This window comes from Chryseobacterium pennae (assembly GCF_003385515.1).
Lineage (GTDB): Bacteria > Bacteroidota > Bacteroidia > Flavobacteriales > Weeksellaceae > Chryseobacterium > Chryseobacterium pennae.
Genome location: NZ_QNVT01000032.1, coordinates 13,166 through 38,984, shown reverse-complemented (window position 1 = coordinate 38,984; position 25,819 = coordinate 13,166). Strand labels below are relative to the sequence as shown.

28 protein-coding genes are annotated in these 25,819 nt (G+C 36.8%); 14 read left to right on the top strand and 14 right to left on the bottom strand.

Features of this window, described 5'->3' with window-relative positions:
• Window positions 1–26: 26 nt before the first annotated feature.
• Both DRF65_RS24080 and DRF65_RS24075 read left to right on the top strand, forming a co-directional pair.
• On the top strand, window positions 27–938 hold the full coding sequence (locus DRF65_RS24080) for a hypothetical protein (protein ID WP_115973266.1): 912 nt from the start codon (window positions 27–29) through the stop codon (window positions 936–938).
• Window positions 925–1,560 carry an ABC transporter ATP-binding protein gene (locus DRF65_RS24075; protein WP_115973265.1) on the top strand — a complete coding sequence of 212 codons (636 nt, stop codon included), beginning with the start codon at window positions 925–927 and terminating at the stop codon, window positions 1,558–1,560. Before DRF65_RS24080 ends, DRF65_RS24075 begins: the two co-directional genes overlap by 14 nt.
• 80 nt (window positions 1,561–1,640) lie before the next feature.
• On the opposite strand, the gene DRF65_RS24070 is transcribed toward DRF65_RS24075, so the two are convergent.
• The gene (locus DRF65_RS24070) at window positions 1,641–2,783 is read right to left on the bottom strand and encodes an MFS transporter (RefSeq protein ID WP_115973264.1); all 1,143 of its coding nucleotides are present in this window, start codon (window positions 2,781–2,783) and stop codon (window positions 1,641–1,643) included.
• A gap of 103 nt (window positions 2,784–2,886) precedes the next feature.
• On the opposite strand from DRF65_RS24070, the gene DRF65_RS24065 reads away from it, so the two are divergent.
• From DRF65_RS24065 to DRF65_RS24050, 4 genes are all read left to right on the top strand, one after another.
• Window positions 2,887–3,243, top strand: a complete 357-nt coding sequence (locus DRF65_RS24065; RefSeq protein ID WP_115973263.1) for a winged helix-turn-helix transcriptional regulator — start codon at window positions 2,887–2,889, stop codon at window positions 3,241–3,243.
• Between the two features lie 262 nt (window positions 3,244–3,505).
• On the top strand, window positions 3,506–4,060 hold the full coding sequence (locus DRF65_RS24060; RefSeq protein ID WP_115973319.1) for an AAA family ATPase: 555 nt from the start codon (window positions 3,506–3,508) through the stop codon (window positions 4,058–4,060).
• 87 nt (window positions 4,061–4,147) lie between these two features.
• Window positions 4,148–4,573, top strand: a complete 426-nt coding sequence (locus tag DRF65_RS24055) for a GNAT family N-acetyltransferase (protein WP_115973262.1) — start codon at window positions 4,148–4,150, stop codon at window positions 4,571–4,573.
• Between the two features lie 4 nt (window positions 4,574–4,577).
• Window positions 4,578–5,138: a DUF6624 domain-containing protein gene (locus DRF65_RS24050; RefSeq protein ID WP_115973261.1), complete on the top strand. Its 561-nt coding sequence runs from the start codon at window positions 4,578–4,580 to the stop codon at window positions 5,136–5,138.
• Between the two features lie 120 nt (window positions 5,139–5,258).
• Here the strand turns inward: DRF65_RS24050 and DRF65_RS24045 are convergent, their stop codons facing one another.
• From DRF65_RS24045 to DRF65_RS29005, 13 genes are all read right to left on the bottom strand, one after another.
• Window positions 5,259–5,786, bottom strand: coding sequence for a dihydrofolate reductase family protein (locus DRF65_RS24045; RefSeq protein ID WP_115973260.1), 528 nt, complete (start codon window positions 5,784–5,786; stop codon window positions 5,259–5,261).
• A 3-nt stretch (window positions 5,787–5,789) separates the two neighbouring features.
• The gene (locus DRF65_RS24040) at window positions 5,790–6,278 is read right to left on the bottom strand and encodes a DUF2938 domain-containing protein (protein WP_115973259.1); all 489 of its coding nucleotides are present in this window, start codon (window positions 6,276–6,278) and stop codon (window positions 5,790–5,792) included.
• A 12-nt stretch (window positions 6,279–6,290) separates the two neighbouring features.
• A complete protein-coding gene (locus tag DRF65_RS24035) occupies window positions 6,291–6,590 on the bottom strand; it encodes a thioredoxin family protein (RefSeq protein ID WP_115973258.1) in 300 nt (99 codons plus the stop codon).
• 174 nt (window positions 6,591–6,764) lie between these two features.
• Window positions 6,765–7,844, bottom strand: coding sequence for a DUF418 domain-containing protein (locus DRF65_RS24030; RefSeq protein ID WP_115973257.1), 1,080 nt, complete (start codon window positions 7,842–7,844; stop codon window positions 6,765–6,767).
• Between the two features lie 282 nt (window positions 7,845–8,126).
• Window positions 8,127–8,693, bottom strand: coding sequence for a Crp/Fnr family transcriptional regulator (locus DRF65_RS24025; RefSeq protein ID WP_115973256.1), 567 nt, complete (start codon window positions 8,691–8,693; stop codon window positions 8,127–8,129).
• Window positions 8,694–8,723: 30 nt separating this feature from the next.
• Complete coding sequence (locus DRF65_RS24020) at window positions 8,724–9,203, bottom strand: DUF7000 family protein (protein WP_115973255.1); 480 nt, start codon at window positions 9,201–9,203, stop codon at window positions 8,724–8,726.
• Window positions 9,204–9,206: 3 nt separating this feature from the next.
• Window positions 9,207–9,947, bottom strand: a complete 741-nt coding sequence (locus tag DRF65_RS24015; RefSeq protein WP_115973254.1) for a GNAT family N-acetyltransferase — start codon at window positions 9,945–9,947, stop codon at window positions 9,207–9,209.
• 11 nt (window positions 9,948–9,958) lie between these two features.
• Window positions 9,959–10,909, bottom strand: a complete 951-nt coding sequence (locus DRF65_RS24010) for a helix-turn-helix domain-containing protein (protein ID WP_115973318.1) — start codon at window positions 10,907–10,909, stop codon at window positions 9,959–9,961.
• A 157-nt stretch (window positions 10,910–11,066) separates the two neighbouring features.
• Entirely contained in the window at window positions 11,067–11,405 is a 339-nt protein-coding gene (locus DRF65_RS24005) for a nuclear transport factor 2 family protein (RefSeq protein WP_115973253.1), read from the bottom strand.
• Window positions 11,406–11,484: 79 nt separating this feature from the next.
• Complete coding sequence (locus DRF65_RS24000; RefSeq protein ID WP_115973252.1) at window positions 11,485–12,210, bottom strand: class I SAM-dependent methyltransferase; 726 nt, start codon at window positions 12,208–12,210, stop codon at window positions 11,485–11,487.
• 10 nt (window positions 12,211–12,220) lie between these two features.
• A complete protein-coding gene (locus tag DRF65_RS23995; RefSeq protein WP_115973251.1) occupies window positions 12,221–13,138 on the bottom strand; it encodes a GNAT family N-acetyltransferase in 918 nt (305 codons plus the stop codon).
• Between the two features lie 106 nt (window positions 13,139–13,244).
• Window positions 13,245–13,472 (bottom strand): GNAT family N-acetyltransferase, encoded by a 228-nt coding sequence (locus DRF65_RS29010; RefSeq protein WP_262511442.1) that lies wholly within the window; start codon window positions 13,470–13,472, stop codon window positions 13,245–13,247.
• Window positions 13,473–13,484: 12 nt separating this feature from the next.
• Window positions 13,485–13,661, bottom strand: coding sequence for a hypothetical protein (locus DRF65_RS29005; protein ID WP_228438911.1), 177 nt, complete (start codon window positions 13,659–13,661; stop codon window positions 13,485–13,487).
• 810 nt (window positions 13,662–14,471) lie between these two features.
• On the opposite strand from DRF65_RS29005, the gene DRF65_RS23980 reads away from it, so the two are divergent.
• From DRF65_RS23980 to DRF65_RS29205, 8 genes are all read left to right on the top strand, one after another.
• The gene (locus tag DRF65_RS23980; RefSeq protein ID WP_115973317.1) at window positions 14,472–14,822 is read left to right on the top strand and encodes an immunity 51 family protein; all 351 of its coding nucleotides are present in this window, start codon (window positions 14,472–14,474) and stop codon (window positions 14,820–14,822) included.
• Window positions 14,823–14,945: 123 nt separating this feature from the next.
• Complete coding sequence (locus DRF65_RS23975) at window positions 14,946–15,440, top strand: hypothetical protein (protein ID WP_115973249.1); 495 nt, start codon at window positions 14,946–14,948, stop codon at window positions 15,438–15,440.
• A 740-nt stretch (window positions 15,441–16,180) separates the two neighbouring features.
• On the top strand, window positions 16,181–18,274 hold the full coding sequence (locus DRF65_RS23970; RefSeq protein ID WP_115973248.1) for a type VI secretion system Vgr family protein: 2,094 nt from the start codon (window positions 16,181–16,183) through the stop codon (window positions 18,272–18,274).
• Between the two features lie 4 nt (window positions 18,275–18,278).
• Entirely contained in the window at window positions 18,279–19,667 is a 1,389-nt protein-coding gene (locus DRF65_RS23965; RefSeq protein ID WP_115973247.1) for a hypothetical protein, read from the top strand.
• A 6-nt stretch (window positions 19,668–19,673) separates the two neighbouring features.
• On the top strand, window positions 19,674–24,023 hold the full coding sequence (locus tag DRF65_RS23960) for a DUF6531 domain-containing protein (RefSeq protein ID WP_115973246.1): 4,350 nt from the start codon (window positions 19,674–19,676) through the stop codon (window positions 24,021–24,023).
• On the top strand, window positions 24,023–24,658 hold the full coding sequence (locus tag DRF65_RS23955) for a hypothetical protein (RefSeq protein ID WP_115973245.1): 636 nt from the start codon (window positions 24,023–24,025) through the stop codon (window positions 24,656–24,658). The genes DRF65_RS23960 and DRF65_RS23955 overlap by 1 nt, the downstream gene beginning before the upstream one ends.
• Before the next feature lie 136 nt (window positions 24,659–24,794).
• Window positions 24,795–24,995: an Imm43 family immunity protein gene (locus tag DRF65_RS29330; protein ID WP_115973244.1), complete on the top strand. Its 201-nt coding sequence runs from the start codon at window positions 24,795–24,797 to the stop codon at window positions 24,993–24,995.
• 194 nt (window positions 24,996–25,189) lie between these two features.
• Window positions 25,190–25,819, top strand: coding sequence for an RHS repeat-associated core domain-containing protein (locus DRF65_RS29205; RefSeq protein ID WP_115973243.1), 630 nt, complete (start codon window positions 25,190–25,192; stop codon window positions 25,817–25,819).

The window sequence follows — 25,819 nt, the reverse complement described above, 5'->3', positions numbered from 1 at the left end:
CCTTTTATAGATATCATCAGAATCCTTTGAAAAAACTAATCAGCCATTTTAAATTCAGATTCATCCAGAGTTTCAGAATCCTCAACCTGAATCCCAAGGTAAGTATTCCTGTTTTACTTGTTTTAGGGATGCTCATCGCAGTAAGGTTGCCCAAAAATGAATACTATCCGGTTATATTCTTTATTCTCATAGCCCTTTTCCATAGTGAAAGGAAGGATATTCCTTTTCTGAAGAAAGTTTTTGTACAAAGCTGGCGATGGATTATCCTGCTGGAAACAGGTATGATGTATACAGCCTTGTTGTTCGGAAATGTCCATTATAAGATTGAAAAAACAGGAGTTGCTTTATATCTTCTGATTGTTGTACTGGCCTTTATTCCTCCAAGAACAAAACAGTGGCTGTCCCTGAACTGGAATTTTATTCCCAACATTCTGTTTGAATGGAAAAGCTTTCTGAGAAAAAACAGTTGGAGAGCAATACTGGGATTTATCATTATCATTCTTTCATCCTATCATCCACTTACTCTGATCTTTGCTGGTGTTTTCGCGTTGGATTTTATTTCTTTTATTTACCAGCCACATGAGAGTAAAGAAATGCTCGAAATGTATTTTAAACAATATACGTTGAAGGAAAAAATAAGAAAGAATACTTTGTTTTTCAATATACTGCTTTTGCCGGTTTACTGTTCTTTTTTGATTTTAAATCCATATGAAAGTCTATATGTGGTGTATTACCTTGTCTTTATGAACCTCTATCTTCTGCTGAGCCTGGTCAGAAAATATAAAAATTATAACCATAAAAATAAAGACAGCGATTATAATATGGGTGTTTATTTAGAATACTTTTTGTGTAGTATGACAATAATTCCGGCCCTGTTCATGCTTAAATCAGGTATAAAAGCGGCTAATCAAAATATCAAAACATATGTTGGAAGTTAAAAATGTAAATGTTGAATTTAAGAATCAGAAAGTTTTAAACGATCTGAACCTTTCTATAGAAGAAGGCTGTATTTTGGGAATTCTCGGAAAGAATGGTGCAGGGAAGACTACATTATTTGAATCTTTATATCAAAGCCAGTCATTTTCAGGGAGCATTACCTGGAGAAATGAACGTTTAAAGCGGCAGCAGATCTCTTATCTTGAAACGGAAAATTATTTTTATCCTTATATAACAGGAGAGGAATATCTGTCTTATTTCTCTTCAAAAAAAGTAGATGAAATAAGAGAAATCATTGAAAAATTCAACCTTCCACTGAAAAAATATGTACAATACTATTCCAGTGGAATGAAGAAAAAATTGGCCCTCATCGGGATGCTGATGCTGAATAAGCCGATTAATATTCTGGATGAACCCTTCAACGGAGTAGATTTTGAGGGCGTTCATACCCTTTATGATATTATCAGGCAGTTAAAATCTGAAAATAAAGTGGTCCTGATCAGTTCCCATATTATTGAAACCCTTTTCCATACCTGTGATAAAATTGCATTGCTGCAAAACGGAAGTATTGAAGCTATTTACCATAAAGAAGAGTTCAGCCAGCTGAATACACTCAGATTTTAAAGCTGAAAATAAAAGTGGGAAACTAAATCTTCCGTTTCATTCTTCCTGCTTCCAATCTGTTTTATTAATACTGTTTTAGATTATTTCATGAGCATTTTCCTGATAAATACCATAATTACAGCTAATATAATAGTGATAATGCTTGATCCTATGATATTTTCAATGCCGAAATGAGCAATCCAGAATCCACCCCATAAAGTTCCGGCGGTTACTGCAAAATTTCCACAGGAAGTAAAAATACTGTTGATGAATTCAGAAGACCCGGGAACTGAAGAGGTGACATTGATATTACTGATCAGAAAACCTCCCGAATGGATCAGTCCCCAGAATCCTATAATCCAGATCATAGGAACAAAAGAATTTCCGTAATAATAGATGAATAAGTGAATGACAGCCAAAAAAATCAGAAATATAAGAGTAGTCTGGAACGGAAACCGGCTCATATATTTTCCGGCAATTTTGTTTCCGAAAATGCCGACAACTCCAAACATAAACAACATAATACTGATTTGTTTTCCATTCATCTGAGTTATGTTTTTCAGAAAATCTGCCATATATCCATAGGTAGAATACATAGCAGCAATGGTAAAAAATGCTGTACATAAACCAATCCATAAATACCGACTGCGTAAAATATTAATATTGAAGATCAGTGAAGCTTCTGTCTCTTTTTCAATGTCCGGTAATAAAAGCTGAACACCTGCCAGTGCCACCAAATTAATAAATGCCGTAAGCAGAAACGAAGACTGCCAGGAAAACAGATCAGACATTAAAGTAGCCAAAGGAACTCCCAATACAGTAGCCAGAGTAAGCCCGGAAAAAATAATACTTACAGCCCTTGATTTGTCGGTGGAGGCAGAAGCCTTTTCAGCAACAGACAGCGCAATGGACCAATAAACCGGATGAAAAAATGCAGGAATCATTCTGACAACCAATAATCCATAAAAATTCCCGATATAAGCAGAAATAATATTGGCTGCAGCAAAAATAAACAGTGATGCAATCAACAATCTTTTTCTTTTAAATGATGACAATGCCATCAGCATAAACGGACCAAAAAGAGCTACGATCAATGCAAAAGCACTCAGGAGCCAGCCTGCTTTTTCAATAGAAATATTGAAAGAAGAAGTAATTTCCGGTAATATTCCAATCACTCCGAATTCAGTTGTAGTAATTCCGAATACACCAAGTGCAAGCACATAAAGATTTCTTTTCGATTTCATAATTTTTTTGTGCAAATTTGCAGAATAGACTATCAGAAAGCTATATACTTACTTTTTAGTTCTATACTTCCCTTTTTGAAAGGGTAACGATAAAAGAATAATTATGCCTCAGTTTTTCCACGATAAAAGATTGTATTATACCCCTATTGAATTTGCCTTAAGCCATATCGGTGGAACCTGGAAAATGCCTATTTTGTGGAGATTACAGGAGAAACCGCTTCGCTTCAGTGAACTGAAAAAGGATATTCCCCATATCACAGACAAAATGCTGACCAGCCAGCTTCGGGAGCTGGAAAGCAAAGAAATGATCCATCGTGAAGTATATCCCGTTGTTCCGCCGAAGGTAGAATACAGTCTTACTGAGAAAGGGAAAAAAGCAATTCCAGTTATTGAAACCATCATGAGCTATGGTTTTGATCTGATTCAGGATGCCGGCATTACTTTTCCACCCAAAGAATAAATGAGTTCTTCCTATTTATTTTCGTAATTAAAAATAGAGTATCTTTACTGGTAAAGATTTCTGATACATTCATTTTCAGAAATATAATTATTGTTACTAGAGCTCTTGCGCTTCTCTATACTTATTGTCTGTCCAGACATTTCTTTTCTGATTTCGTTGATCCATTATTCAAGGTATGCCCTGTGCTTAGATGAATACTTTTTCAGATTGTATTCCGTCAATAATTCTGATTTTTAACGATTCAACCCCACAAAATTTAAAAATGAAAAATAATAATATTACAAAAAAACTCTATGTTATTACTGGAGGTCCGGGAGCTGGAAAAACCACATTAATCAACGAATTAAACCGTCTAGGATTTACAACGGCACCCGAAGAAGGACGTAGAATTATCAAAGAACAATTGCTATCTAATGGAGACGGGTTACCGTGGATCAATAAAGAGATTTTTGCCGGACTGATGTTTGATGCTTCTGTAAAAACTTTTAACGAAATGATACCAATCTCCGGTATCCAACCTGTTTTTTTTGATCGTGGAATATTAGACACGATCGGTTATCTCCGGCTGGAAGAGATTCCTGTACCTAGGCAGATGGAAATAACAGCCCGTGAAATGGAGTATAACAAAAATGTCTTTATCCTCCCGCCCTGGAAGGAAATCTATGAAAATGATTCCGAAAGAAAACAGACTCAAGAAGTGGCTGAACATACTTTTGAATGCATGTATGAAATTTACCGGGAGTATGGTTATAATGTTATTGAAATTCCCAGAGTAACAGTAGAGCAAAGAGTCAGGTTTGTTCTTAATACCATGTAAATCATAAGATATTCATTGTTTTTCATCAACCGGCTTCTTTTTTTGTAACTTTGAGAGAGATGCTAAATACATTTTAAAAATCGCAATATGAATCTGAGAACAATGCTTGAAGAAGATCTGAATACAGTTGTAAAACTGCTGGATCAGTTAGGATATCCCAATACCGGTGAATTTTTACCTCAAAAAATAAAAAAACTTTTAGAAAACCCTGATGAATATCTTATCGTTGCAGAAGATCAGGAAGGAAATGTTGTAGGGTTCATCTCCATTCATGTCATCCCGCAGATTGCTCTTAAGGGAGATTTTGCAAGAATAAGCTATTTCTCTGTTGATGAAAATTACCGGAGTTCAGGAATTGGAAGATTTTTAGAAGAATACTGCGAAAAAGTAGCCAGAGAACGCAATTGTGACAGGATAGAGCTGCACTGTAATTTCCAGAGAAAACAGGCACACCGGTTTTATGACAGGCAAGGATATACAGAATCTCCAAAATATCTGATGAAAAAACTGTAATGTAATGACTTCTAAGATTGGAAAAGAATTAATACGCCTTGGAGGGCATGACATTGAAATAAGAGAAAAGCTGTCTGCGGAAGGAAAACTCGCAGGAGGGTATCATCCTGAGATGGAGCGCATTCATAAAACCAATGCCAAAAGACTCCGGGAAATAATCAGTGATATAGGATATCCAACGATTTCAAAGGTAGGGGTAAAAGCCAGCGATGCTGCCTGGCTTATCATTCAGCATTCTATTGGTGAACCTGAGTTTATGAAGGCATGTTATAAAATGATGGTGGAAAACAGTCATGATATTACCAAAAAAAATAAAGCCTATCTGTATGACCGGATTCAGGTTTTCCAGAGCAGGCCTCAGAAATATGGAACCCAGCTTATGACCGACGGAATTCCTTATCCTGTGGAAGATAAAGAAAACCTGAACAGTGAACGGAAGAAAGCGAACCTGCCATCGTTATCAGAAAAAGAAATTAACCAAATTCCCGATCCGGAAAATATTCCGGAAATTGATAACAGGGATGAAGATTATACAGTCTGGAGAAGAAAGGTGGGCTGGATTTAAGATGAATGTTTAAAACCAAGTGTTAAATGGTTGAAAAAACAGAAGAATATCTGTGTCGTTAAAAGTTATATGAAAAAAGAGCCTGATTTTTATTCAGACTCTTTGATTTAAAGATATAAATTAATACATTATCCTGTAATGCAACTGTACAAGTCCACTGTCAAATCTTTTACTGGAGAGCAGCTCTAAATTCTGACCGGGAATCTCATCCTTAAATAATTTTGTTCCCTTCCCTAAAATGACAGGGATTACAGAAATTATTAATTCATCAAAAAGCTTGGCTTTTAAAAGTTCATTGACCACAAAACTACCACCATCACAGAAAATAGATTTCCCTTCTTCCTTTTTAAGAGTTCGAACCAGTTTGCTAAGGTCTCCGGTATAGAAGTGGAGATTACCAATAGACTGCCGTATTTTTCTTGTGATGATATAGGAAGTTTTATCCTGATGCGGGAATTCCACGTTCTGAGAAAGAATCCAGTTGTAGGTTCTGTTTCCCATAATTACAGTGTCTGTCGTATCTGTAAAGTCATGGTATCCATAGTCTTCATCTTCTGTTTGCACTTGGCTGAGAAAACTGAGATCATCATTGGGACCAGCGATATAGCAATCGAGTGAAGAAGAAATATATAAAACTAATTTTCTCATAATTTACTTAAACAAAATTGATATTAATACTCCAGACATATATAAACCAATCCCGTAAATAAGATGGGCCTGAAGACTTCGAAGTCTGGCAATATGAGGATTAGGCAGCTTAGAGGCCGCAATTCCAAAACCAAAAGCAGGCTGCATCATAAACCACGGTGCTAAGGTTGTGGCAAGACCAATAAAAATAGCAGGAAAAGCCGTAGGATGTACCAGCCAGCCCTGGCCCCAGAGTAAAAGTAAAATATAGGCAAATGCAATCCCAATGGAGTAGTGGGCCAGCCACCCGAGAGCTTTTTCTCCCGGGATAGGAGTGGCCTGTATAATATTAGGATGGCTGAATGTTCCATTTTTGAAATGCCCGATCCATCGCCCTACTATACGGTAGTCGAGGGAAGGAATATTCCAGAATTTCTTGATGATAAGAGCGTACACATCCATAAAGATGGTCGCTCCCACACCAAGTAACACCGCATTAATTAACACATTCATTGTTCTTCAGATTTATCTTAAACTGTTCAGTTTCTGCTCCAGTATCATTTCCGAAAGCACGCCTGAGCTTCGCCACACTTCTACATTGTTTTTTAACACCACAAATGTAGGAACTGATCTGATCCCGTATTTAACTGCTAATTCCTGGTTTTCGTCCACATCTACCTGCTGTACGTTCAGCCATTCATCCAGTTTCACTTTTAATGTATCCACTACAGGCATCATCATTTTGCATGGGTAACACCATTCAGCATAAAACTGAAACAGCATTAGTGAATCTATTTCCTGTACGTTTTGGTTTCTCTCTGTCATTGTTCTAAAATTTATTGATACAAAATTAGAGTAGCCTGGTGGAGTTTTGCTGACACAAATCAGAGTGAAAATGGTACAAATCAAAGATTTTAAAAAGAAAAGAAACTGAAGGGTGGGAGTTCTGATAGTTTTTAAAAACGATGGATGTATTGTGTTTTGAATGTGAGCTTTATGTTAATCTGTTATTCTTCTCATCATCATTTCCAGTGGACCCTGTTTGAACTTTTTGCTCCATAGCTTACTGAAATACATACTGAGAATAAAAAATAGTCCGGAATACAGCAAAATATAGATTGGTTCTACAGTATTTTTCCTGCTCATAACATCCAAATAATGACTACCTTGCAGTAAAGACAATACAATAAGCCCGATGCTGAGATGAGATACATAATGAGTCAGCGTCATCTGGCCGGTTCTTGCCAGATCTATAGCCCAGGCTTTTTCGGAAATATATTGACTTACAAACATAAATCCTGTAATCAGCATCATTCCGAAACCAGTTGTATTCATGAGAAAAGGTAATACGGGTGGAATATAATCCGCATAGATAAATTCCCGGGTTTCAGCACTAAGATCCATAAATGTACTACCATAGCGGATACCTTCCACAAAAAGATAGAGAATAAGACCTGTCAGAAATACGTTTTGTTGCGTCTTCTTCAAAGTCCAGTCAAGTCTTCCCAGATAAAGTCCTGTCGCAAAATAGGCAAACCAAGGAAATATAGGATTCCAGCCGTTATAGAATGTGTTTCTGATGAATCCGGAAAACGTCCAGAAATCAGGATATTCAAGGGTCGTCAGATTCCAGCCTGTTTCAAACGGGATGACAAGCAGTAAAAAATGAAATATGATAATGGCCGTTGCAGCCGTAACCAGATAATATTTTTTATCCATGAACACAAGCAATGCACCAATACTCATATAGCCGCCATAAAGATGAAGAATATCTGCAGGCCACCAACAGCAAAACAATATTCCGAATACAAAAAGAAAAACGGCTCTTTTAAGAATGATGTGACGGAGTCTTTTCCTGTCTTCTAGGGTATATTCCCGAATTCTGTTCGTCATCAGAGCAACACCCATTCCTGCGAGGATCACAAATACAGTACTGGAATGCCCGCTGAAAAGTACCAGAAATTTCCCTGAAAGAGAATCATCATGATGATTTCCGAATACCATATTAAAATTGACAATAAACATCCCGAAAATAGCGTAGGCCCGGGCCAGATCAAATCCGATGATTCTTTTTTTCATACTGCAGAATAATTTTGCAGCAAAAATCAAAATTAAGGCTGGGGATTCCTTTGATAAAAGTCAAAAAAATCAAGAATGACCGGAAGCAGGAAGTTGGGAGTAATTAAGGTCTTTGAGTTGGATCAGGAGCAAAACTTGGAAGTTAAGAGTAGAGCTAAAGCTATTATTGATAAAGCGAACTTCTTTATTTATCTTTAATGAATCTTAACTTGTTTAAAATTTTTATTTTCCTTACGATTTATCTAACAAAGTTCAGCCTCAGCACTTTCAGCTCCCATCTTATTACCTTTTTGCCCTTATCCTGCTTAATGTTTCCAGAGAAATACCCAGATAAGAAGCAATATGGGTAAGCTTCAGATGATGAAAATATTCCGGGGACTTTTTCATAAGCTGTTCATACCGTTCCGTAGCATTCAGGGAATGAAAATCAAAAAGCCTGTCTTCCAGCCACAGGATATATAGTTCTGTGAGTAGAATATCATATTCCATGAGTAGAGGGAATTGCTTCTTGATGGTTTCAAAAGCATTAAAATCTACAGATTCTACGGTTGTATCAATCAGGCATTCGATAATTTCCCTGCTTGGTTTTTGATTGATATAACTTGTAAAGGATATGGCAATATCATTTTTAAAGAAAAATTCAGTGGTAATTTCTTTTTTATCAGAATAAGTGAATTTTCGGGCAACCCCCTCAATGATCAGATAGCTTTTCCTGCACACCTTGCCTTGCTGTAACAGGATTTCACCTTTTTTAAACTGCTCTTTAGCAGTTATTTTTTCTAGAGCTTCAAGAGTTTCCCTGTCAAACCTGGAAATAAGGAACTGAATTTTCTCAATGTGTTCTGTCATAACTGAGTTTTTGTTCTTATCTTATTGTTTTTATGACAGAAGTTTCATGATTTCAGGAACGGTTTCCAATGTTTTTTTTCTGATGACTTCCTGAATAGCCTGCTCATTTTCAAAATCAGGATTTTCTACAAAAATAGTTTCCAATACAGAATATTGAGGCATTGTCACCAGATGTTTATTCCACGAAGCTGATTTTAATTTTTCCCAATATTCCTGTTGAACCTCTGCATTTTGTCCCATCAGCCACAACTCAAGCTGCATCTTTTTATGATTGAGAACAATACCGAAACGCAATTTATGGTCACGGAGAGAAGAATCAAAAAACGGAAAATAAGTGTAGTCCATATAGCCTGGAGAAATATTTCCTACAGAAAATTTTTCTTTGAAATGCCTTGAAAAATCAGCTTTCACCTTCATCATAAAACGCAGGAGGTACAGATAAACCTGGGGGATTTCTTCTTCATTAACTATTTTTTGATAGCTTTTTACAGATAAATTAATGTCTTTCATCGGTTACAGGTTTTTTATAGATTCCGGTGATATTAAATTCCATTTAGCAAATAAGCTGAGATTTAATTTTTTAGCCAAAGCAATAGAGGCCGTATTGTCCAGCTGACAGCGGTATTGGGGTTCGTAGCCATCTTGTAATGCTGCTTTTGAAATCATCCGGACTGCCTGTTGAGCATAGCCTTTTCCCCGAAAATTATTTAATGTAATCACTCCAATATCCGAAAGTTGAGTGTCCTGCCAGGGGTACATACTTGTTGCAGCAACCAGCTGATTCTCTTCAAAGATACTAAATGTTTTCCAATGATCGAGCTCCACAAAAGCTCCATCCAGATCTTCTTCCGTAGACAACGATTCAAAAGTTGAAAAAAGCTCAGCATCATGTTCGGTTAAAGGGCGTGTGTTTTCCAGTGAATGAAGATTTAAAATAGCCCTTTTTTCCTCTTCAGGGAAATAAAAAATATAATCTGCACCATAGAGAAAAATCTGTTTATCCTTTAAAATGTTCACAAACTTTTCAAAATCAAGCGTAGTAAGACTGATGTTTTTGAAATATTGTGCCACTTTAGAATTGATGATTGCCCAGTTGTTTCCGGATGGAAATTCCAGGGTCATGATCTGGCTGTCTTCTTCAAGATCATCATTGAGGAATAAGGTAAAAGTGGGATGGTCACAGAGAACTTCCCCCTGAAACTGATCTTTCCAGTATTCCTGAACAATGGGAGAGGTGATTTTGGTGGTGTACATTCTTTTTTTATTTAATGTTTATGGTTTTTACGATATTGAAGCGGAGTGACACCGGTTTGTTTCTTAAAAAAGCGTCCAAAATAGGAATCATCTGTAAAATTAAGATCCATGGCAATCATAGAAACTGTATCACTGGTTTGGATGAGCCTTGATTTGGCTTCCTGTATCAGCTGTTTCTGAATAAAATGGCTGGCAGGAAATCCGGTAACCTCCTTAATGACATCATTGAGATGATTAGGGTGTATATGCAGGAGCTCCGCGTAGTCCGCAACCTGTTTTTTCTCCATAAAATGCTGGTTCACCAGTAATTGAAACTGTGCAGCCAACTGGTCCTTTCTGGATAGAGAGAAGGCATCAGCAGAAGCTTGCTTATTGTAAATACGTTCAGACTCCAGAAGGATAACATTCAGAAACATACGGGTGAGAAGGTCGTCATTAAAAGTAGTCTTTTGACATTTTTCACTGTTCAGCTTCCAGAAAAGATGCTCCATCATCAGGATTTCTCTTTCTGAAAGTTTGATGAACGGCTCCTGATTGGCCTGAAAGAAAGGAAACTGGTTGAGTTTGATCTGATGTTTAATACAAAGCAAAAAATAATCAGCATCAAACATGCAAAAAACACCCTTTATGTTATCACTCCAGCGTTCTATGGCATGAAGCTGATTTTCTCCAATGAAATAGAGGGTTCCAGGTAGAAAATGGTAGAGTTTATGGCCAATGCTTTCCTTTATTTCCCCTTCTGTAAGCAGAATAATACTGTAAAAATTTCGTCTTGTCTGTTTGCCTTCTACAGGTTTCTGACCTTTTTTAAGATCTTCCAGCTTAGCGATTTCCAAAAAACCATTTCCGTGGACATAAGTAATATTGTTACATTCTTCACAGAAAGTAGCAGGGGCATTCTTCAGATAAAATTCTTTGAAATCCTGTTCATTTCGTAGTTCTCTGATCTCAGCCTGTTTCATATTCTCATATTTTTTCCGAAGGTTATTCTGTTGCCATAAAGATAAGTACAGATCATGGTTTTCATACAGCAAAGCATCTATGAATTAGATAGAAAATATAGATAAGGCAGCCATTTCCCAGAAGTGGCTGCCGGATTATATGATATTTGAAAAATAGTTACTGATCGTTTAGCAGCGGTCTCGGGTCAAATAATACCTTAAAGGAACGGATCTTTCCATCAATAATCTGATACCATCCTGAAGCCTCTATAGCTTTGTTTCCCATATCAATCGTATACCAAAGGCAAACATCTTCACCTGAAGTAAAGGTTTTAATAATCTGGTATTTAAGTTTCATTTGCTTCATTTCCTGCATGTAGACAGAAGCACCTTCTCTTGTTCCCAATACTCCGATAAATTTAAAATCAGCATCAAGACAGCTTTCTGCCTGTTCAAAATTTTCATCATTTAAGTATTGGATAAACTGTTCCGCGATATTGTGGTTTGTATTACTCATTTAGAATGTTTTATAAAAACAAAATTAGCAGATAAGTATCGAACTGCTCTGTGACTATCGTCACAAAATGAATATAATTTTAATTTTTTTCAGCATTGATAATTATGACAGGAGGACGGTGTATATGCTGTTCAAAATCTGGACGGAGCTGTAACAGTTCCTTGTCTGGACTTGGTTCTTCCACGTTTTTTAAAAGAAATCCGGCTTTTAATACCGCATTGATAACAGTGCTTAATTGATGATGGTATTTCTCAACATTTTTTACAAACCAGTCCTGTTTTCTCCGGGTTTCCTCAGTATAGCGATTCACGAGCCAGTATTTTTCACCATTCCATTCTTTCCATGGTCGTAGTGCTGCAGTACAGACAGGATGCTCCATGGAAAATAAAAATTGTCCGTTATTCTTTAAACCATTATATATTTTTTGAAAAAGAATAGTCAGATCTTCAATATAATGCAACGTCATGGAACTTATAACCAGATCATATCTATTATTGCCAAAATCAAAATCTTCCAGGGCAGAATGTACCCAGTCTACATTGGGAGAGGAGATTCTGCTTTGTGCCTCATGCAGCATTTTCTGTGAAATATCCAGCCCGGTTATCTGTTTAGGATTTTGTTGTAATAAAGACTGGATCTGATGCCCCAGTCCACATCCCATATCCAGAATAGTTTTATTCTGAACAGGGTGTAATAAATTTTTCATTACCGGCTGTTCCAGTAATTCATTTAAACCCTTATCTCCATCACGGAGTGCACTATATCCGGAAAAAAAGTCCGGATCATCATAAATATTCTGCTTCATAATCTTCCTTTTAAGTGTGTGACAGCACTGGAATGATCAAAGAATTTTTTTCAAAAACAGATTTTAATTCCGGCGTGACAAAAAGCTGTAAATCATCATCTTTCCATGGCCTGTACTGAAAATACCTTTGCTCCGGACTAAAGCCCAGTACCACTTCATCAAGCAGAATATCATCAAACGCTGCGATAACTTCAGAGAGATTTGTTTTTTCGGGGCTGAAAATCTCTAAAATATGCAGTGTTTTGTCCTGTATCTCAATCACAACCGCACAGTTAAGTTCTTCAATCAGGTAAACAGAATCTTTGTAGCCCATTTCCGGGTTAGCATAGCAGTAGAAGAAAGCAAGACCCTTACTTTTTGTGGGAAAGGCCGTATTTGAAACAGCATTTTCAACCAGATATTCAAATAATTTTAAATCAGCTTCCTGATCGAGTTCCAACTTTCTCTTTGTTGTTTTCTTTAAAAAATCAAGATTTTCAAAAGTCTGGAAGGCTTCAAATTCCGGTACCGGAATAAATCCGAATTTAGGATAAAAATCCAATACCGTTTCATTGGCAAAGAGAAATATTCCATCTGTCTTCCCTTTAAAATCATGTAGGATTTTCTCCATTAAAAAACGGCTCAGTCCTCTATTCTGATAGCTTTCATCTGTCATTACGGTACCTAATTGAACCAGTTTTTTAGACTTTCCCTTAATATTACCATCAAATAAGCTTACCGTAGTATGGGAAACAATAGTATCACCGTCAAATAAAGAATATAAAATACAGCTGTCATCCCAAAATCCTGACTGATAATAGTTTTCAAAATTAAATTCCCAGACATTTTGAGTCAGGCGGTTAAATTCCAAGCGTAATTTTTCTTGGTCCTGATATTGAATATATAAAGTGTAATTTTTGTTACTGATAGAAACGCTTTCTGTCTTCATTGTTCACGTATTTAAATAGTATTTCAGCCTAAGTTTCATTATATCTGTCTTAATTCATAATAGCTTGTTACATTTTTTGAAGTTTGATAATGACAACTTTTTGGCCTTACAACGTTTTCCGGTAATAATATTTCTCAAAATCTTTGGGAAAATCATGCTCAGTTCCTATTTTTTCAAACCCAAGTTTCTCATAAAATTCAGGTGCCTGGAAACTAAAAGTATTCAACGCAATATAGCTGCATTTTCTGGCCTTTGCTTCTTTTGTCGCTGCATTCATCAGTTGTTTTCCCAACCCTTTGTTTTTATATTCTTCAGAAACCGCCAGCTTCTGAATTTCCAGAGTGCCTCAGATAGAATGTCCGTATAAACCTCCTATTATCCGATCATTATTAAAAATGACAATTTCTAAAGGTTCGTTAATACTGTCTATGTTCTTCGTATCGTGTAAATTATGCTGATAAAGAAGTTTTGATACGGTATCATAATATTCTTCTGTAATACAGTCTTTTTTTATTATTTCCATGGATAAATATAGCTGTAAAAGCTTCAGGGAAAGCTATATGGATTAAAATCTGGGTTAAATTACAAAAAAATGAGTGACAGAACCCGGAAAAATTATGGGGATGTTGTTTTTTTATACCATTGTGATGATCCTTATAAAGGAAGGCTGGAAGAGTATTTTTTGTTTTTGGTAAACTCCACGTTACAGTTTTCAGTAAGTATTGCAGTTAATAATTGTGGTTATTTTTTTTCAATAACGATAAAAAGGTTTATTATTTCTCTTATTAGTGTAAAAAAAGTGTTTTTTATAAATTTTTTATGCTGTAAGTATTGTTTTAAGAAAGAGTATGTTACCGGTTTTTTTTATATCCATAATAATGGAATTATTGTTAAAAAGTCGTAGAACTACTACAAATTTTCAGATTAAGGGCTTAAAATTTTTTGAATATAAATAAGCGTTTTATATTTGTTTTACCATCACTCAATAACAAAATATTATTAACGATTAAAATTTACGATTATGATGACAGCCAGAGAGGAATCTTAACATTCAAATAAGGAAAAGAACAAAAGCGGTTAAAGCATTTTCTGATCCACAGCAGTTAACAAATTATACAATTTTGAACGGTATCATGATGGCGAATATCACCGTTTTTACCGGAATACTATTCTTATCTGCTGACTATTACTCTTTTTTGACTTATTAATATCAAATTATTTCTGAAGCTTCAGGTTTCGGAGGTATTCTGTGATGCTAAAAAAGAGCAGAAATAACATATTAAATTATTATAAGGATTACGGTACCGGAAGGAAATTAACGAACTTGAACAATATGGACATTAATCATTTTAAAGAAACAATTAAACCTTTTTTCTGGGTAGAACATGATAACAGCTTTTCAGTTTGTCTGGAAGCAGGAAGTTATAAACAGGAAGTCTTTGCCGCCAGGGCAGACGAAGGTTTTGAAGGAAACGGTTACGACTGGGGATCTTTAGCTCAGATTTTTCTTACTGAGAAAAGACCGGATCTAAGCAAAAGTATACGGTTTGATCCGGAAGGAGGGATGTTTTGCGCCTATTCTTCTGAAGGGGATAATTTGAAGGACTTTATTCTGGATTTTAAAAAAGCCTGCGAAGATGAAGCCTTAATAAGAGATCTATTTTCAAGAGCCGAGTTGGATTGATGCTCACCATAAAGTGGAGGTCGTGGAAACATCAGCAGTTAGTCCATCAGTTTTTAATAGAAAAAGAGTTGAGGTGACAGGATTCGGCAAACAATATTTTAAAACAATCTAATAAAAAATAATATGAAGAAAATATTTTCAGAACTTAAAGGCTTTGTGATATACAGTCCGGAACTTTTAGCTCAATATTTGCAGGATCATAATCTGCCGGGAAACAATATCCTGAAATATTTCGTTGAAAATGAGCATGGAGATGAGATCACAAGATCCGGAATTGCCATTCCTGTGATAGGGGTAGAAGAGGATTATTATTCATTCTGCATTTCGGCTAATGAAGACCGGATCCTGGGGAATGAAGAAGTTTCTGCTCAGTCTGATGGCTGGATATTTCAGACTTCCAACAATGAACTGAGAGTGGTAGGAATTGGTTATTTAAAGGATATTTCAACCATTAACGATGAAAACAGCATAAGGCTCAATCTGGAAAACGGATGGTTCTCACTAAGAATACGTGCCGGCCATAAGAATGGGGAAAGGCTGTTTGAACTTAACACGAAAAAGCAGGAAGCTAAACCAGACTTTAACGGAGATCTTGCTACTACCTATTATTTTAATTAATGGACTGTATCAATGTTTAAGCTATTGTCTGGTGTATAGAAAATATTCTGGAGCAGAATGATGAACTTTTCTTATGGGGGAGAATCATTATGCTGCTCTGTTGATATCATTGCGGATAGCAAAATGATAAATACTGCTTTAATGTTTTAAGGAAATAAATAATCTTCTGGAAAGCCTTAAAACCATATATAAATGAAATGTCATGACAATAACAGAAATGTATTGTAAACATTTTTTCCAGATATAATTGGGTAGTTAAAATATAAGTTTTAAAGAGTTTAAATTACTGATAATTCAGACTGTAAAACAGCCCGGATTATTTCTGTTTCTATACCAAATAAGGGGTGTTTCTTCTGCGTAATCTCTTATAAGTTCTTCTATGGCAATGAATCGAAAAATGATGTTATCTTACTCATTATCAAAAAGTCGTAGTTCTACGACAATTTTTAAAATAACGGCTAATTCATTTTGATGTGAATATTTAAGGTGATATATTGCATAACCAAATCAATAAAAAAACTTAATGAAAAATAACAGTATTCACCTGAATAATAATTGCTGCTAAACAGCCTTGAGTATTGATCCTTTTGATACTCTTTCTGAAAATTATCCTCAAAGACAGTCCGGAAGTAAGTTTGCATTGAGGCCATTGTATCTTACCGACTGTCTATCTGAGCAGAATGGTCCAGCCTGTGAAGGTAATAATTTCTATATATCACAACCGATAAAATGATCACATCATGTTTAAAGAAGAAAATAACCTGTCCAAAAAAGGAACAGATTCAGTAAAGAAAGTAGATGTAGTAAATAATATCCAGGAGATAGCAACGAATATCCCGACTTCCAATAAGACTCTATCAAATATTAAAACTGCTGGCAGTGTTGCTCAGAGTTTTATGAACCAACCTCTGATACCTACTTCTCCAACCATAGTGCAGGATAAAGTTTGGTCAAAACAGCCCACTTCAAAGATCTTCAATGCAGAAGGTATTTCAGAAAGTGCCATTGCAGGAATTAACAGGGTGGTAAAGCTTGAAATTTTTGTAGAAGGTAAAGAAATTAAATTTTTCAAGAATTTTAAACTTACCCAAAGCGCTGTCAAACACCACCAGTTTGATCTTGTTCTGGCTCATGATACTTTAGGAAGCGCTGAAAACCATAACCTTGAAGAGGCACAGAGTTTTCTGGGTAAAAGAGTAACTGTCGTTTTTAAATATAAGGATGTTGAAAATAGCCCCGAACGAAACTTTGTAGGTGTTATCACAGAAGTCGGTTTTGGACAGGATAAAGGAAGTTTGGGTAATGTCATTTTAACTGGCTGCAGCCCAACGATTCTATTGGATTCTGCGCCCCATACACAGAGTTTTGGAGGAAAACAGGAAATCAGCCTGAACAGTATTGCTGACCAGGTAATGAAGGAAGGATTGGGAAGCAGTAAATTTGATGTCAGAGTAGATTCACAGTACGGAAACGTATCTTACAGCTCTCAGTATGATGAGACCCACTACAATTATCTGGCGAGAATTGCTGAAGCTTATGGAGAACAGTTTTTCTATGACGGTGAAGTTCTTCATTTCGGAAAGCTTCCTCCGCAGCAGAAACCAGTAACTCTTACTTATGGCAGCAATGTGGCTGATGTAAAGATCAAAATGAAGGCACAGCACGTGAAGCCTTCTTTTTACGGATATAACAGCAGCAAAAATGAAAAGCTAACAGGCGGTAATTCTAAGATCAACCATACTTCTGATATTGCGAAGAGGGCTTATGAAATTTCAGAAAAAACATTTATCACCCCATCATTGAGCGTTGCACCAATAAAAGCTGCAAAAATGACTGATGTTGATGCCTCTCAAAAAAGTGCAACCGGAAGCAATTCGGTAAATGTATTTACAACATCCGGTACCACTTCAGTCCCATTTTTGTATCCTGGATGTACGGCAGATATTGAAATGCGTAAGCCTGATAGCAATGAGACCTCATATTTTACAAAACTGATGATGACTGAAGTTACCCATGAAGTAGATGCAAGAGGATATTATACAGGTTCTTTCGAAGCCATTGCAGCAGATACAGGTTTTATGCCCCGACCGGATTTTAACAGTCCCAAAGCTGAACCTCAGTTTGCAAAAGTAATTTCCAATACAGATCCCTTAAATCAAGGCCGTATACAGGTGCAGTTTGACTGGCAAAATGGCTCTAATACCACTGAATTTATCAGAGTGATGACACCTGATGCCGGAAGCAGTGAAAAAGTAAGTAAGAATCGGGGATTTATGGCTATTCCGGAAGTAGATGATCATATTATGGTCAACTTTGTACACCAGCACCCCGACCGACCGTTTGTAATGGGTGGAATGTTTCATGGTGGTGCCGGCGGCGGTGGCGGTCAGGGCAATAATGTCAAAAGTCTGAGCAGTAAAAGCGGCCATACCATCAGCCTTAACGATGTGGGCGGAATCACAATTACAGACAGAACCGGCGGAAATATTATCACAGTGGACGGTACCAATACCATTTCTGCGGTAGCCAGTAAAAAAGTGACACTGGATAACGGAAAGTCATCAATCACAATCGATGATGAGACCATTACTATTCAGGCTAAAAATATTCATATTACGGGTGAAACTATTGTTTCTATGGGAAGTGGTAAAGCTGGAATAGAATTAAGTTCAGAAGCCAATGTGGCAGCACTTTCCGGAGTAACTGTTACTACTTCAGGCAGTAAAGAAGTGCAAATTACCGGGAAAGATACCAGCATTAGTGGCACTAAGGTATCCATGGATGGATCAGGAGAAACAATCATAACGGGTGGTCTGGTTAAGTTAAATTCATAATAGTATGGAAACTTCATCAATTGCCCAGGAATATTATAAAATTCGGGATCTATGGCTTGCTGCTGAACAAAAAACAAACTGGAAACTGGCTGTTTGGGTAGCACAATATGCTGATGTAGAAATGATCGATAAATTCATGCAGATTGAACAATCTCCTGTTGGTGAATCAAACGATATTTTTTTCCGTTTTGAAACAGAATATAAGGGAGACAGACCATTATTTGAAGAACAGTTATGGAATGAATTTCTCTCATGGTTTACTCCACATTCTCAAAAAGATAAAGACATTCATCGGGCATTATGGGAAAACAAATTTATAACGGAGCCTTTTGTTCCGGATGAGTCATTAGCCCCCAACGCTATAAATCTATTTGGTGAACTTGAACGGTTAAGGGCCAGTATAAAGGATCAAAATGAACAGTTCTGTTTCTGTCTTTATTTTCCATTGGCAGTACAGACCAAAATGAATATAGCACAGTGGTTTCAGCAGGTTGTAGAACATCTTCCGGATAACCTGCGTTTAGTTTCTATGGATCTTGTGGAGGAAAGACGTATTCAGCTTCAGGGAAAGAAAGATAACGAGTCATTGTATCATTATCTGTATCCGAAGCTTAAAATGGCTGAAGCTATTAAAAATGAAATGTATAAAGCCAGTGATAATTACAATTCGGTAGATCCTGATGCAAGATTCAGGAAACAGGTCATTGTGGTTATGGATTCTACAACACAAAAAACTCAGAACAGGACCGATATTGAAGTAAAACGTCTGCTTGATATAACCAAGGAAATAGGAACTGTTTCGTCAAAAATTGCAGGATTATTAGTGGCTGCTCAGGCCTATTTTTCCTTACAGAAAGTTAAAAAAAGTGAAGAATATACAGATAAGGCACTTGAAGAATCATCAAAAGCAATGGAAAAAGATGATGCAACGGGTTATCCGGTATGGAAATCCTGTATGTTACTGAAAGCAGCTCTGCTATTTGGAAATAAGGATAAGAATGGTGCTCTGAAGATCTATGAAGAGTTGTCTGAAAAAGCATCCAAAAGACAGGATGCGTATTATGTGATGGAGGCTAACCGATTGATATCCCATATCTATTATGAGAAAAATGAACTGGCTAAAGCCTTTGAAAGTATTCTTTTCTCTTTAGCCGCAGGAGCTTATCTTGAAATTGATGTGAGAAGACAATCTACGTTTTTACATGCAGCTTTTATGTGCCTTTACCTGGGTGAAAAAATTAAAACAGCTGCTGAAGTAAACGAAATAAAGCTGCAATTGGCAGATTGGTTGGGAGACGACTGGGAAATATTATTGGCACAGGCTGGGGTAGATTCAGCGTCATTAAAAACAAACCCATCAATTTTAGACAAACAATTATCAAAATTTAAATAATATCCCATGTCAGATATAATAGGAAAAGTAGCAACTGCTCCGGCTCCAAGAAAGGGCTTTGGGGAACTGTTTGGTGAAGCCAAAAATAAATTAGATCATTTACAGAAGGATATGGCCAGTATTCTTCCGGCCATGCCGGGAATGCCGGTAGGTAAATATTTCGACCTGGCTATTGGGATAGATTTCCATGAAACAATATTTCCACCATCACCTTTGTTGCCTGTACCGCACATCGGGATGGTTTTTGATATCATGAGTGCTATCATGAATGCCATTTCAAGTGTATTGCCGGAACCACCTGCGCCTCCTGCAGACGGATCGGCACCACCAACCAGTTTTGCTTCTGTTTGTACAGCAATAGTCAATGGAATGAAACCCTCTGTTCAGGTTCATGGACAATGGGTAGCTAACGCAGGAACCGGAATTCAGCATTTACCGGGAATATTCCTGCATATTCCATTTCCTATTGTAAAACCGATTGCAAGCTCCGAAATGTTTTTAGGAAGCAGTACTGTATTAGCCGATGGCGGACCATGCAGTACCCAATTCCATCTTGCATTATCCTGTAATCTTATAGGAATTCCTGCTCCCTTCAGGATTACCAAACCAAAACCTAAAGTGGCACTGATGGCTCCTACTTCAATGCTTCTCATCATAACTTCTGCCGGGAAACCTGTATTGGCAGGCGGACCACCCACCATAGATCTTTTTCAGCTGGCGATGAGCCTTGGGCTAAAAGGAATGGGTAAACTATGGAAGAAAACAGGAGATAAATTCCAGGATGTTATTGATGGTATTAAACCAAAGAATCAGAAGCTGGCCAGTGTTTTACAGCCTGTAAAGTGCCGGTTGTTTGGTGAACCGGTGGATGCGGCTACAGGAAGAGTATATTCAACCAATACCGATATTAAATTATCAGGACCGATTCCTTTCGTCTGGCAGCGTACTTATTACAGTGATGCAGAGGCTAATGGACCTTTAGGGTATAACTGGCATCACAGTTATAATATGGGATTGTATGACCTTGGAAATGATTTTGCCTCTTTACGGCTGTCAGATGGGCGTGAAACTGTTGTCCCTTTATTGGATACCGGAGAAAAATACTTTAACAGAAAAGAGCAGCTTACTTTTACGAAAGACGAAAAAGGATATTTACTGATTGATTCCGATAAACTACATTATCGCTTTAATGGCGGGTTAAACAGAGAAGGCTATCGTATGCTTTCCTCAATAGCTACGGCAGATGGATTCAGTTTGTCATTTGATTATCATTCCAATGGCTGTCTGCAGAAGATTACAGACAGTACAGGCAGGATCATCAGGGTAGAAAGTGATCAGCATTATCGGATTACCCGTTTGTATACTGTAGCTGAGAACAGGGAAATTACCTACATTCAGTATCGATATGATGAGCTGGGGAATATGATCCGAAATAAAGATGTGATCGGTGCTGAGAAACATTTTTATTATGATGGTCATTTGCTGGTACAACTTACTAACCAGACAGGACAGAACTTCTATTGGGAATATGATGGAAAAGGCGATGATGCCAAATGTATTCACACCTGGGGTGACGGCGGAATTCTGGAATATTTTACAGAATATGAACCGGGACGTACGGTTACAAAAAATAGTCTGGGATTCACAGCAGAATACTTTTTTGATGAAAGTAAACTGATTTATAAGATCATCGATGAAAACGGAGGGGTTACCCACCAGAAATATAACAGATTTCAGGAGCTCGAACTGATTGTAAATGCCGAAGGGCTTACACGGAAATACCTGTACACAGAAAATGGACTGTTGAAATCCATTGAAAATGAAAATAATGAGCAGACTGTTTTTCAATATGACGATTCCTTTGATCTGATCAAGGTCACAAGCCCCGGTGGGGCAGAACTGGAATGGACCTATGATGAATTGAGCAGGATTATTTCCAAAAAACTTCCTTCCGGTGAAAAGCTCTACTACGAATATGAAGGAATGCATCTCCGAAAAATTACCGATGATAAAAAGCGGGCTGTTCACTTCTTTTATGACAAAGCTCATCATCTCGTTCAGATCACCTATCCGAATGAAACCTACAGCAAATGGGAATATGATGAGCAGGGCAATGAGATCAGTGAAAAAGATCCACGTGGCAACATTACCTGGTATAAATATGATGATGCCGGAAACGTTATTTATTTAAAAGAACCGGACGGCAACGAACATTATTTTGAATATGATACTTCCTATAATATTGTGCATGCAAAAGATGATCTGCATGATGTACGGTTCAGATACGGAAGCTTAGGGATTCTGCTGAGCAGAACCCAAAATGAGCGTACTGTGAAATTTGGTTATGACACCGAATTACAACTGAAAAGCATTAGCAATGAAAAAGGAGAAGTCTACCGCTTTGCCTTGGATGGAGTAGGCGATGTGATCAGTGAATGGGGATTTGACGGATTACACAGACAGTATGAGCGTGATCCTATAGGCAGGGTGAAAAAAGTTATCCGCCCTGATAACCGTTGGACGGAATACGACTATAATGGTACAGGGAATGTCATTAAAGAACAGCATAGCGACCTGTCATTTGCAGGATATACTTATAACAAAGACGGTTTCTTAATAGGCGCTTTAAACCAGGACATCCATCTGAAGATTCAGAGAGGAAAGGATGGACGTATGCTTAAGGAGCAACAGGGGCAACACTGGATAAGCAAAGAATTTGATAAAGAAGCGAATACTTTGTCAGTAATGAGCTCCCTAGGAGCTGATATTACCAGCCAGTATGACCATTTTGGACAATTAACTGAAATGGAAACCGGAAACTGGAAAGCTCAATGGAAGTATGATGCCACAGGACTGGAAATACAAAGGGAACTGACCGGAGGAATCAGTCAGATTACGGAACATGACCAGCTGGGAAGAGTAGTCCGCAGAAGTATCAACAGCCATAATGTAGAACAAAACAGAACCCGTTATTTGTGGGGGACAGCCAACCGATTGCTGAAAACCCTCAATGAAGTGACGGGAGCAAGTGCAACCTTCAGTTATGATGCCTGGGATAATCTGGTAAGTGGTACCTACCATAACCGTAAAGAAACAGAAACCATTTACAAGGCTCCTGATGCTATTGGTAACCTGTTTGAAACTCCTGACCGTACAGACCGTACTTATGGTGCAGGAGGAAAACTTCTGAAAGATCTGCGTTACAACTATTATTATGACGCCGAAGGAAACCTGATCTTTAAGGAATTCAGAAAAAGTACCCAACAGGCCGTTATATCAGCTTCTACCATAGAACATAAATACGGCATCAACCTTATGGGCAGTGGTGTCGGCTGGCAATATGAATGGAAAGGCAACGGAATGCTGGCCAGGGTCGTATTACCAAAAGGCGGTGAAGTAAACTTCTCCTATGATCCTTTAGGAAGACGTATTGCCAAAGAATATAAAAATAAAGTAACCCGCTGGCTGTGGGATGGCAATGTACCTCTTCATGAATGGGAATATGAAGGCCGATTCCCGCCGGAACTGATTATTGATGAAGAAAATAATGTACAGGAGGTTGCAGAATCTGCAGAAAATGTAATAACTTGGCTCTACCAGGACGGAAGCTTTGTTCCTTGTGGTAAAATTGTTGGTGAAGAGCAGTTCAGTATCATCAGCGATTATTTAGGTACCCCCACTCATGCTTATGATAACAATGGTTCGTTGGTTTGGGAAAGGGAATTGGATGTATATGGTTCTTTAAGAAAAGGAAATAATGAGTTTGTTCCTTTTTTATATCAAGGGCAGTATGTAGATGCAGAGACGGGGTTGGCTTATAATCGTTTTAGATATTATGATAATGAGTCAGGGAGCTATATAAGTCAGGATCCAATTGGCCTATTAAGTGGTGAAGATAATTTGTATGCTTATGTTTGCAATTCTAATTGTGCAATTGATATTTTTGGTTTAAATCCAATTGGAGAGATAAACGAAGAATTAGCGAGTTTAGCTAGACAGGTACATGATTTATCACGTGACGAAATTGCAAAAACAAGAAGTACTGTATCTATAGCTGAAGTTGAAGTAAATGGGAAAAGCACACTTTATGCAGCTAGAAGTGGTGAAAAGAATTTTACTCCAGAACAAATACAAAAGTTAAAAGACCTTGGAGTTCCTGAGGAGAATATAATAACAGTTCCTCGTAGGAAACCAAACCCACGTATAAAAGGTGATAACTTAGCTAATCATGCTGAACGAATAATAGAGAGAAATTTACCAGAAGGAGCAGAAGTGAAAAAATGGGGAATATCTTGGGCTGCAAAACAAAAAAATGAAATGTGTTCAAATTGTAAAACTCATTTTAATCATCATTAATGAATTATAAAGAATATCAAAATTTAGTACAAAGTGAATATCAAAATATTTTAAAAGAAAATGTTTTGTTCTGGAACTTATGGAATATTACTTATCCATTTGAAATTTTAATCCAATATCAAGATGACTATATTGAAGAATACCAAATCTTCAATACAATGTGGAATTGCTGTTGGGAAATAATTGAAACAGGGAATATTCAAATAGAAAAATTTAAACAAATTTTTGAACAAAATTATCCATTTGTAATGGATGAGGAAACAGGTGAAATTATAAATCCTAAAAGTATTCTTCAGAGTAATTATGATGAATATAGTGATGATGAACTCCCGGAATTATGTATTAATCAACTAATTTATCGTTTTGATACTATTTATAAAGGAATTGTCAATAATGAGGAAAGGTATGGTGAATATGCGGGAAACTCTCCAATTGAGGTAATTGCACTTATTGTAGCTTCCAATGAATTAGGTTTCATTATTAATAATATGGATTTACCAATTGTTAATAATGAGGTAGAGGCTCAGATTAAACTCATGACAGAGTTAGGGACACCACAAGACTTTGGCTTTGCAGATAGAAATAGGTTCAGAGATTCTAATGCAATGAATTCTATAACATATCAAGAATATTAATACTAGTGACTTCATTAAATGAATGATTTGTAAGTTTCCCAAGAAGCTTTATACAAAGAAAGAGCATTCCTTTAAGAGACGATATTACTCTTTTTGATTCTTTTGACTCTTCTAAAAAAAAAGTTTTACTCTGATATTGGATAAAAATATCTTTGTTTTAATAGAGTTTTCCTATAGAAATTCATTGGTTTTCAATAGTAAAAATTTAGTAGATGATCTTGTTACTAAGTTTGCAGATGTTTATATTTATAAAACCAAAGGTTTTCCATTTGTTTATGATAATCAATATGATGAAGAATTAGTTTTTTTAAATAATGAATATTTGGTCACTGTATAGAATAATGTAATCATTTCAAAATATTAAAAAGCAAGCTTTCGGCTTGCTTTTTAATATAAAGGTTATATCAGGAGGGAAGCTTTGTTCCTTGTGGTAAATTCGTTGGTGAAGAGCAGTTCAGTATCATCAGTGATTATTTAGGAACACCAACCCATGCTTATGACCATACTGGTTCTTTAGTTTGGGAAAGGGAATTGGATGTATATGGTTCTTTAAGAAAAGGAAATAATGAGTTTGTTCCTTTTTTATATCAAGGGCAGTATGTAGATGCGGAGACAGGTTTGGCTTATAACCGTTTTAGATATTATGATAATGAGGCAGGGAATTATATAAGCCAGGATCCAATAGGACTGAATGGAGGATTAGTATTGTATGGGTATACCCATGATGGTAACTGTTGGGTTGATCCTTATGGCCTAAGTGGGTGGCTTCTTGGTAAGAATTTAGATAAAGCAGGAGAAAGTGTTACTCACGGAGTACGTTCTGTTGATTGGCAAGCACATCATGTTGTTCCTCAGGCTGTTTGGGATGAAAATAAAAGCTTTTTTAAAGAAATAAAATTTAGAGGTAAACATTCAGCAGCTAATGGTATATATTTACCTAATTCTGCAAATAATGCTCGACAATTTGGTGGGTTTAGTATTTTTCATAATGGTAGTCATGCTGACTATTCAGATTTGGTAAGAAATAGAATTAATGCTATACAAGCAGACTATTTAATCCACGGAGATAAAGTACGAGCAAAAACAGAAATGGAAGATTTACAGAAAAGATTAAAAACCGCGCTAGCACGAAAAGGAGGTGGCGCAAAAAGACTTCACTAA

Bases quoted from the DNA above. Each gene is read 5' to 3' on its own strand.
- DRF65_RS24070 (WP_115973264.1), bottom strand. From the start codon at position 2,783: ATGAAATCGAAAAGAAATCTTTATGTGCTTGCACTTGGTGTATTCGGA.
- DRF65_RS24045 (WP_115973260.1), bottom strand. From the start codon at position 5,786: ATGAGAAAATTAGTTTTATATATTTCTTCTTCACTCGATTGCTATATC.
- DRF65_RS23970 (WP_115973248.1), top strand. From the start codon at position 16,181: ATGTTTAAAGAAGAAAATAACCTGTCCAAAAAAGGAACAGATTCAGTA.
- DRF65_RS24060 (WP_115973319.1), top strand. From the start codon at position 3,506: ATGAAAAATAATAATATTACAAAAAAACTCTATGTTATTACTGGAGGT.
- DRF65_RS24040 (WP_115973259.1), bottom strand. From the start codon at position 6,278: ATGAATGTGTTAATTAATGCGGTGTTACTTGGTGTGGGAGCGACCATC.
- DRF65_RS23955 (WP_115973245.1), top strand. From the start codon at position 24,023: ATGAATTATAAAGAATATCAAAATTTAGTACAAAGTGAATATCAAAAT.
- DRF65_RS29005 (WP_228438911.1), bottom strand. From the start codon at position 13,661: ATGGAAATAATAAAAAAAGACTGTATTACAGAAGAATATTATGATACC.
- DRF65_RS24050 (WP_115973261.1), top strand. From the start codon at position 4,578: ATGACTTCTAAGATTGGAAAAGAATTAATACGCCTTGGAGGGCATGAC.
- DRF65_RS24030 (WP_115973257.1), bottom strand. From the start codon at position 7,844: ATGAAAAAAAGAATCATCGGATTTGATCTGGCCCGGGCCTACGCTATT.
- DRF65_RS23965 (WP_115973247.1), top strand. From the start codon at position 18,279: ATGGAAACTTCATCAATTGCCCAGGAATATTATAAAATTCGGGATCTA.
- DRF65_RS24005 (WP_115973253.1), bottom strand. From the start codon at position 11,405: ATGAGTAATACAAACCACAATATCGCGGAACAGTTTATCCAATACTTA.
- DRF65_RS24025 (WP_115973256.1), bottom strand. From the start codon at position 8,693: ATGACAGAACACATTGAGAAAATTCAGTTCCTTATTTCCAGGTTTGAC.
- DRF65_RS24035 (WP_115973258.1), bottom strand. From the start codon at position 6,590: ATGACAGAGAGAAACCAAAACGTACAGGAAATAGATTCACTAATGCTG.
- DRF65_RS24075 (WP_115973265.1), top strand. From the start codon at position 925: ATGTTGGAAGTTAAAAATGTAAATGTTGAATTTAAGAATCAGAAAGTT.
- DRF65_RS23975 (WP_115973249.1), top strand. From the start codon at position 14,946: ATGAAGAAAATATTTTCAGAACTTAAAGGCTTTGTGATATACAGTCCG.
- DRF65_RS23980 (WP_115973317.1), top strand. From the start codon at position 14,472: ATGGACATTAATCATTTTAAAGAAACAATTAAACCTTTTTTCTGGGTA.
- DRF65_RS24000 (WP_115973252.1), bottom strand. From the start codon at position 12,210: ATGAAGCAGAATATTTATGATGATCCGGACTTTTTTTCCGGATATAGT.
- DRF65_RS24055 (WP_115973262.1), top strand. From the start codon at position 4,148: ATGAATCTGAGAACAATGCTTGAAGAAGATCTGAATACAGTTGTAAAA.
- DRF65_RS24065 (WP_115973263.1), top strand. From the start codon at position 2,887: ATGCCTCAGTTTTTCCACGATAAAAGATTGTATTATACCCCTATTGAA.
- DRF65_RS24020 (WP_115973255.1), bottom strand. From the start codon at position 9,203: ATGAAAGACATTAATTTATCTGTAAAAAGCTATCAAAAAATAGTTAAT.
- DRF65_RS24015 (WP_115973254.1), bottom strand. From the start codon at position 9,947: ATGTACACCACCAAAATCACCTCTCCCATTGTTCAGGAATACTGGAAA.
- DRF65_RS24010 (WP_115973318.1), bottom strand. From the start codon at position 10,909: ATGAAACAGGCTGAGATCAGAGAACTACGAAATGAACAGGATTTCAAA.
- DRF65_RS23995 (WP_115973251.1), bottom strand. From the start codon at position 13,138: ATGAAGACAGAAAGCGTTTCTATCAGTAACAAAAATTACACTTTATAT.
- DRF65_RS23960 (WP_115973246.1), top strand. From the start codon at position 19,674: ATGTCAGATATAATAGGAAAAGTAGCAACTGCTCCGGCTCCAAGAAAG.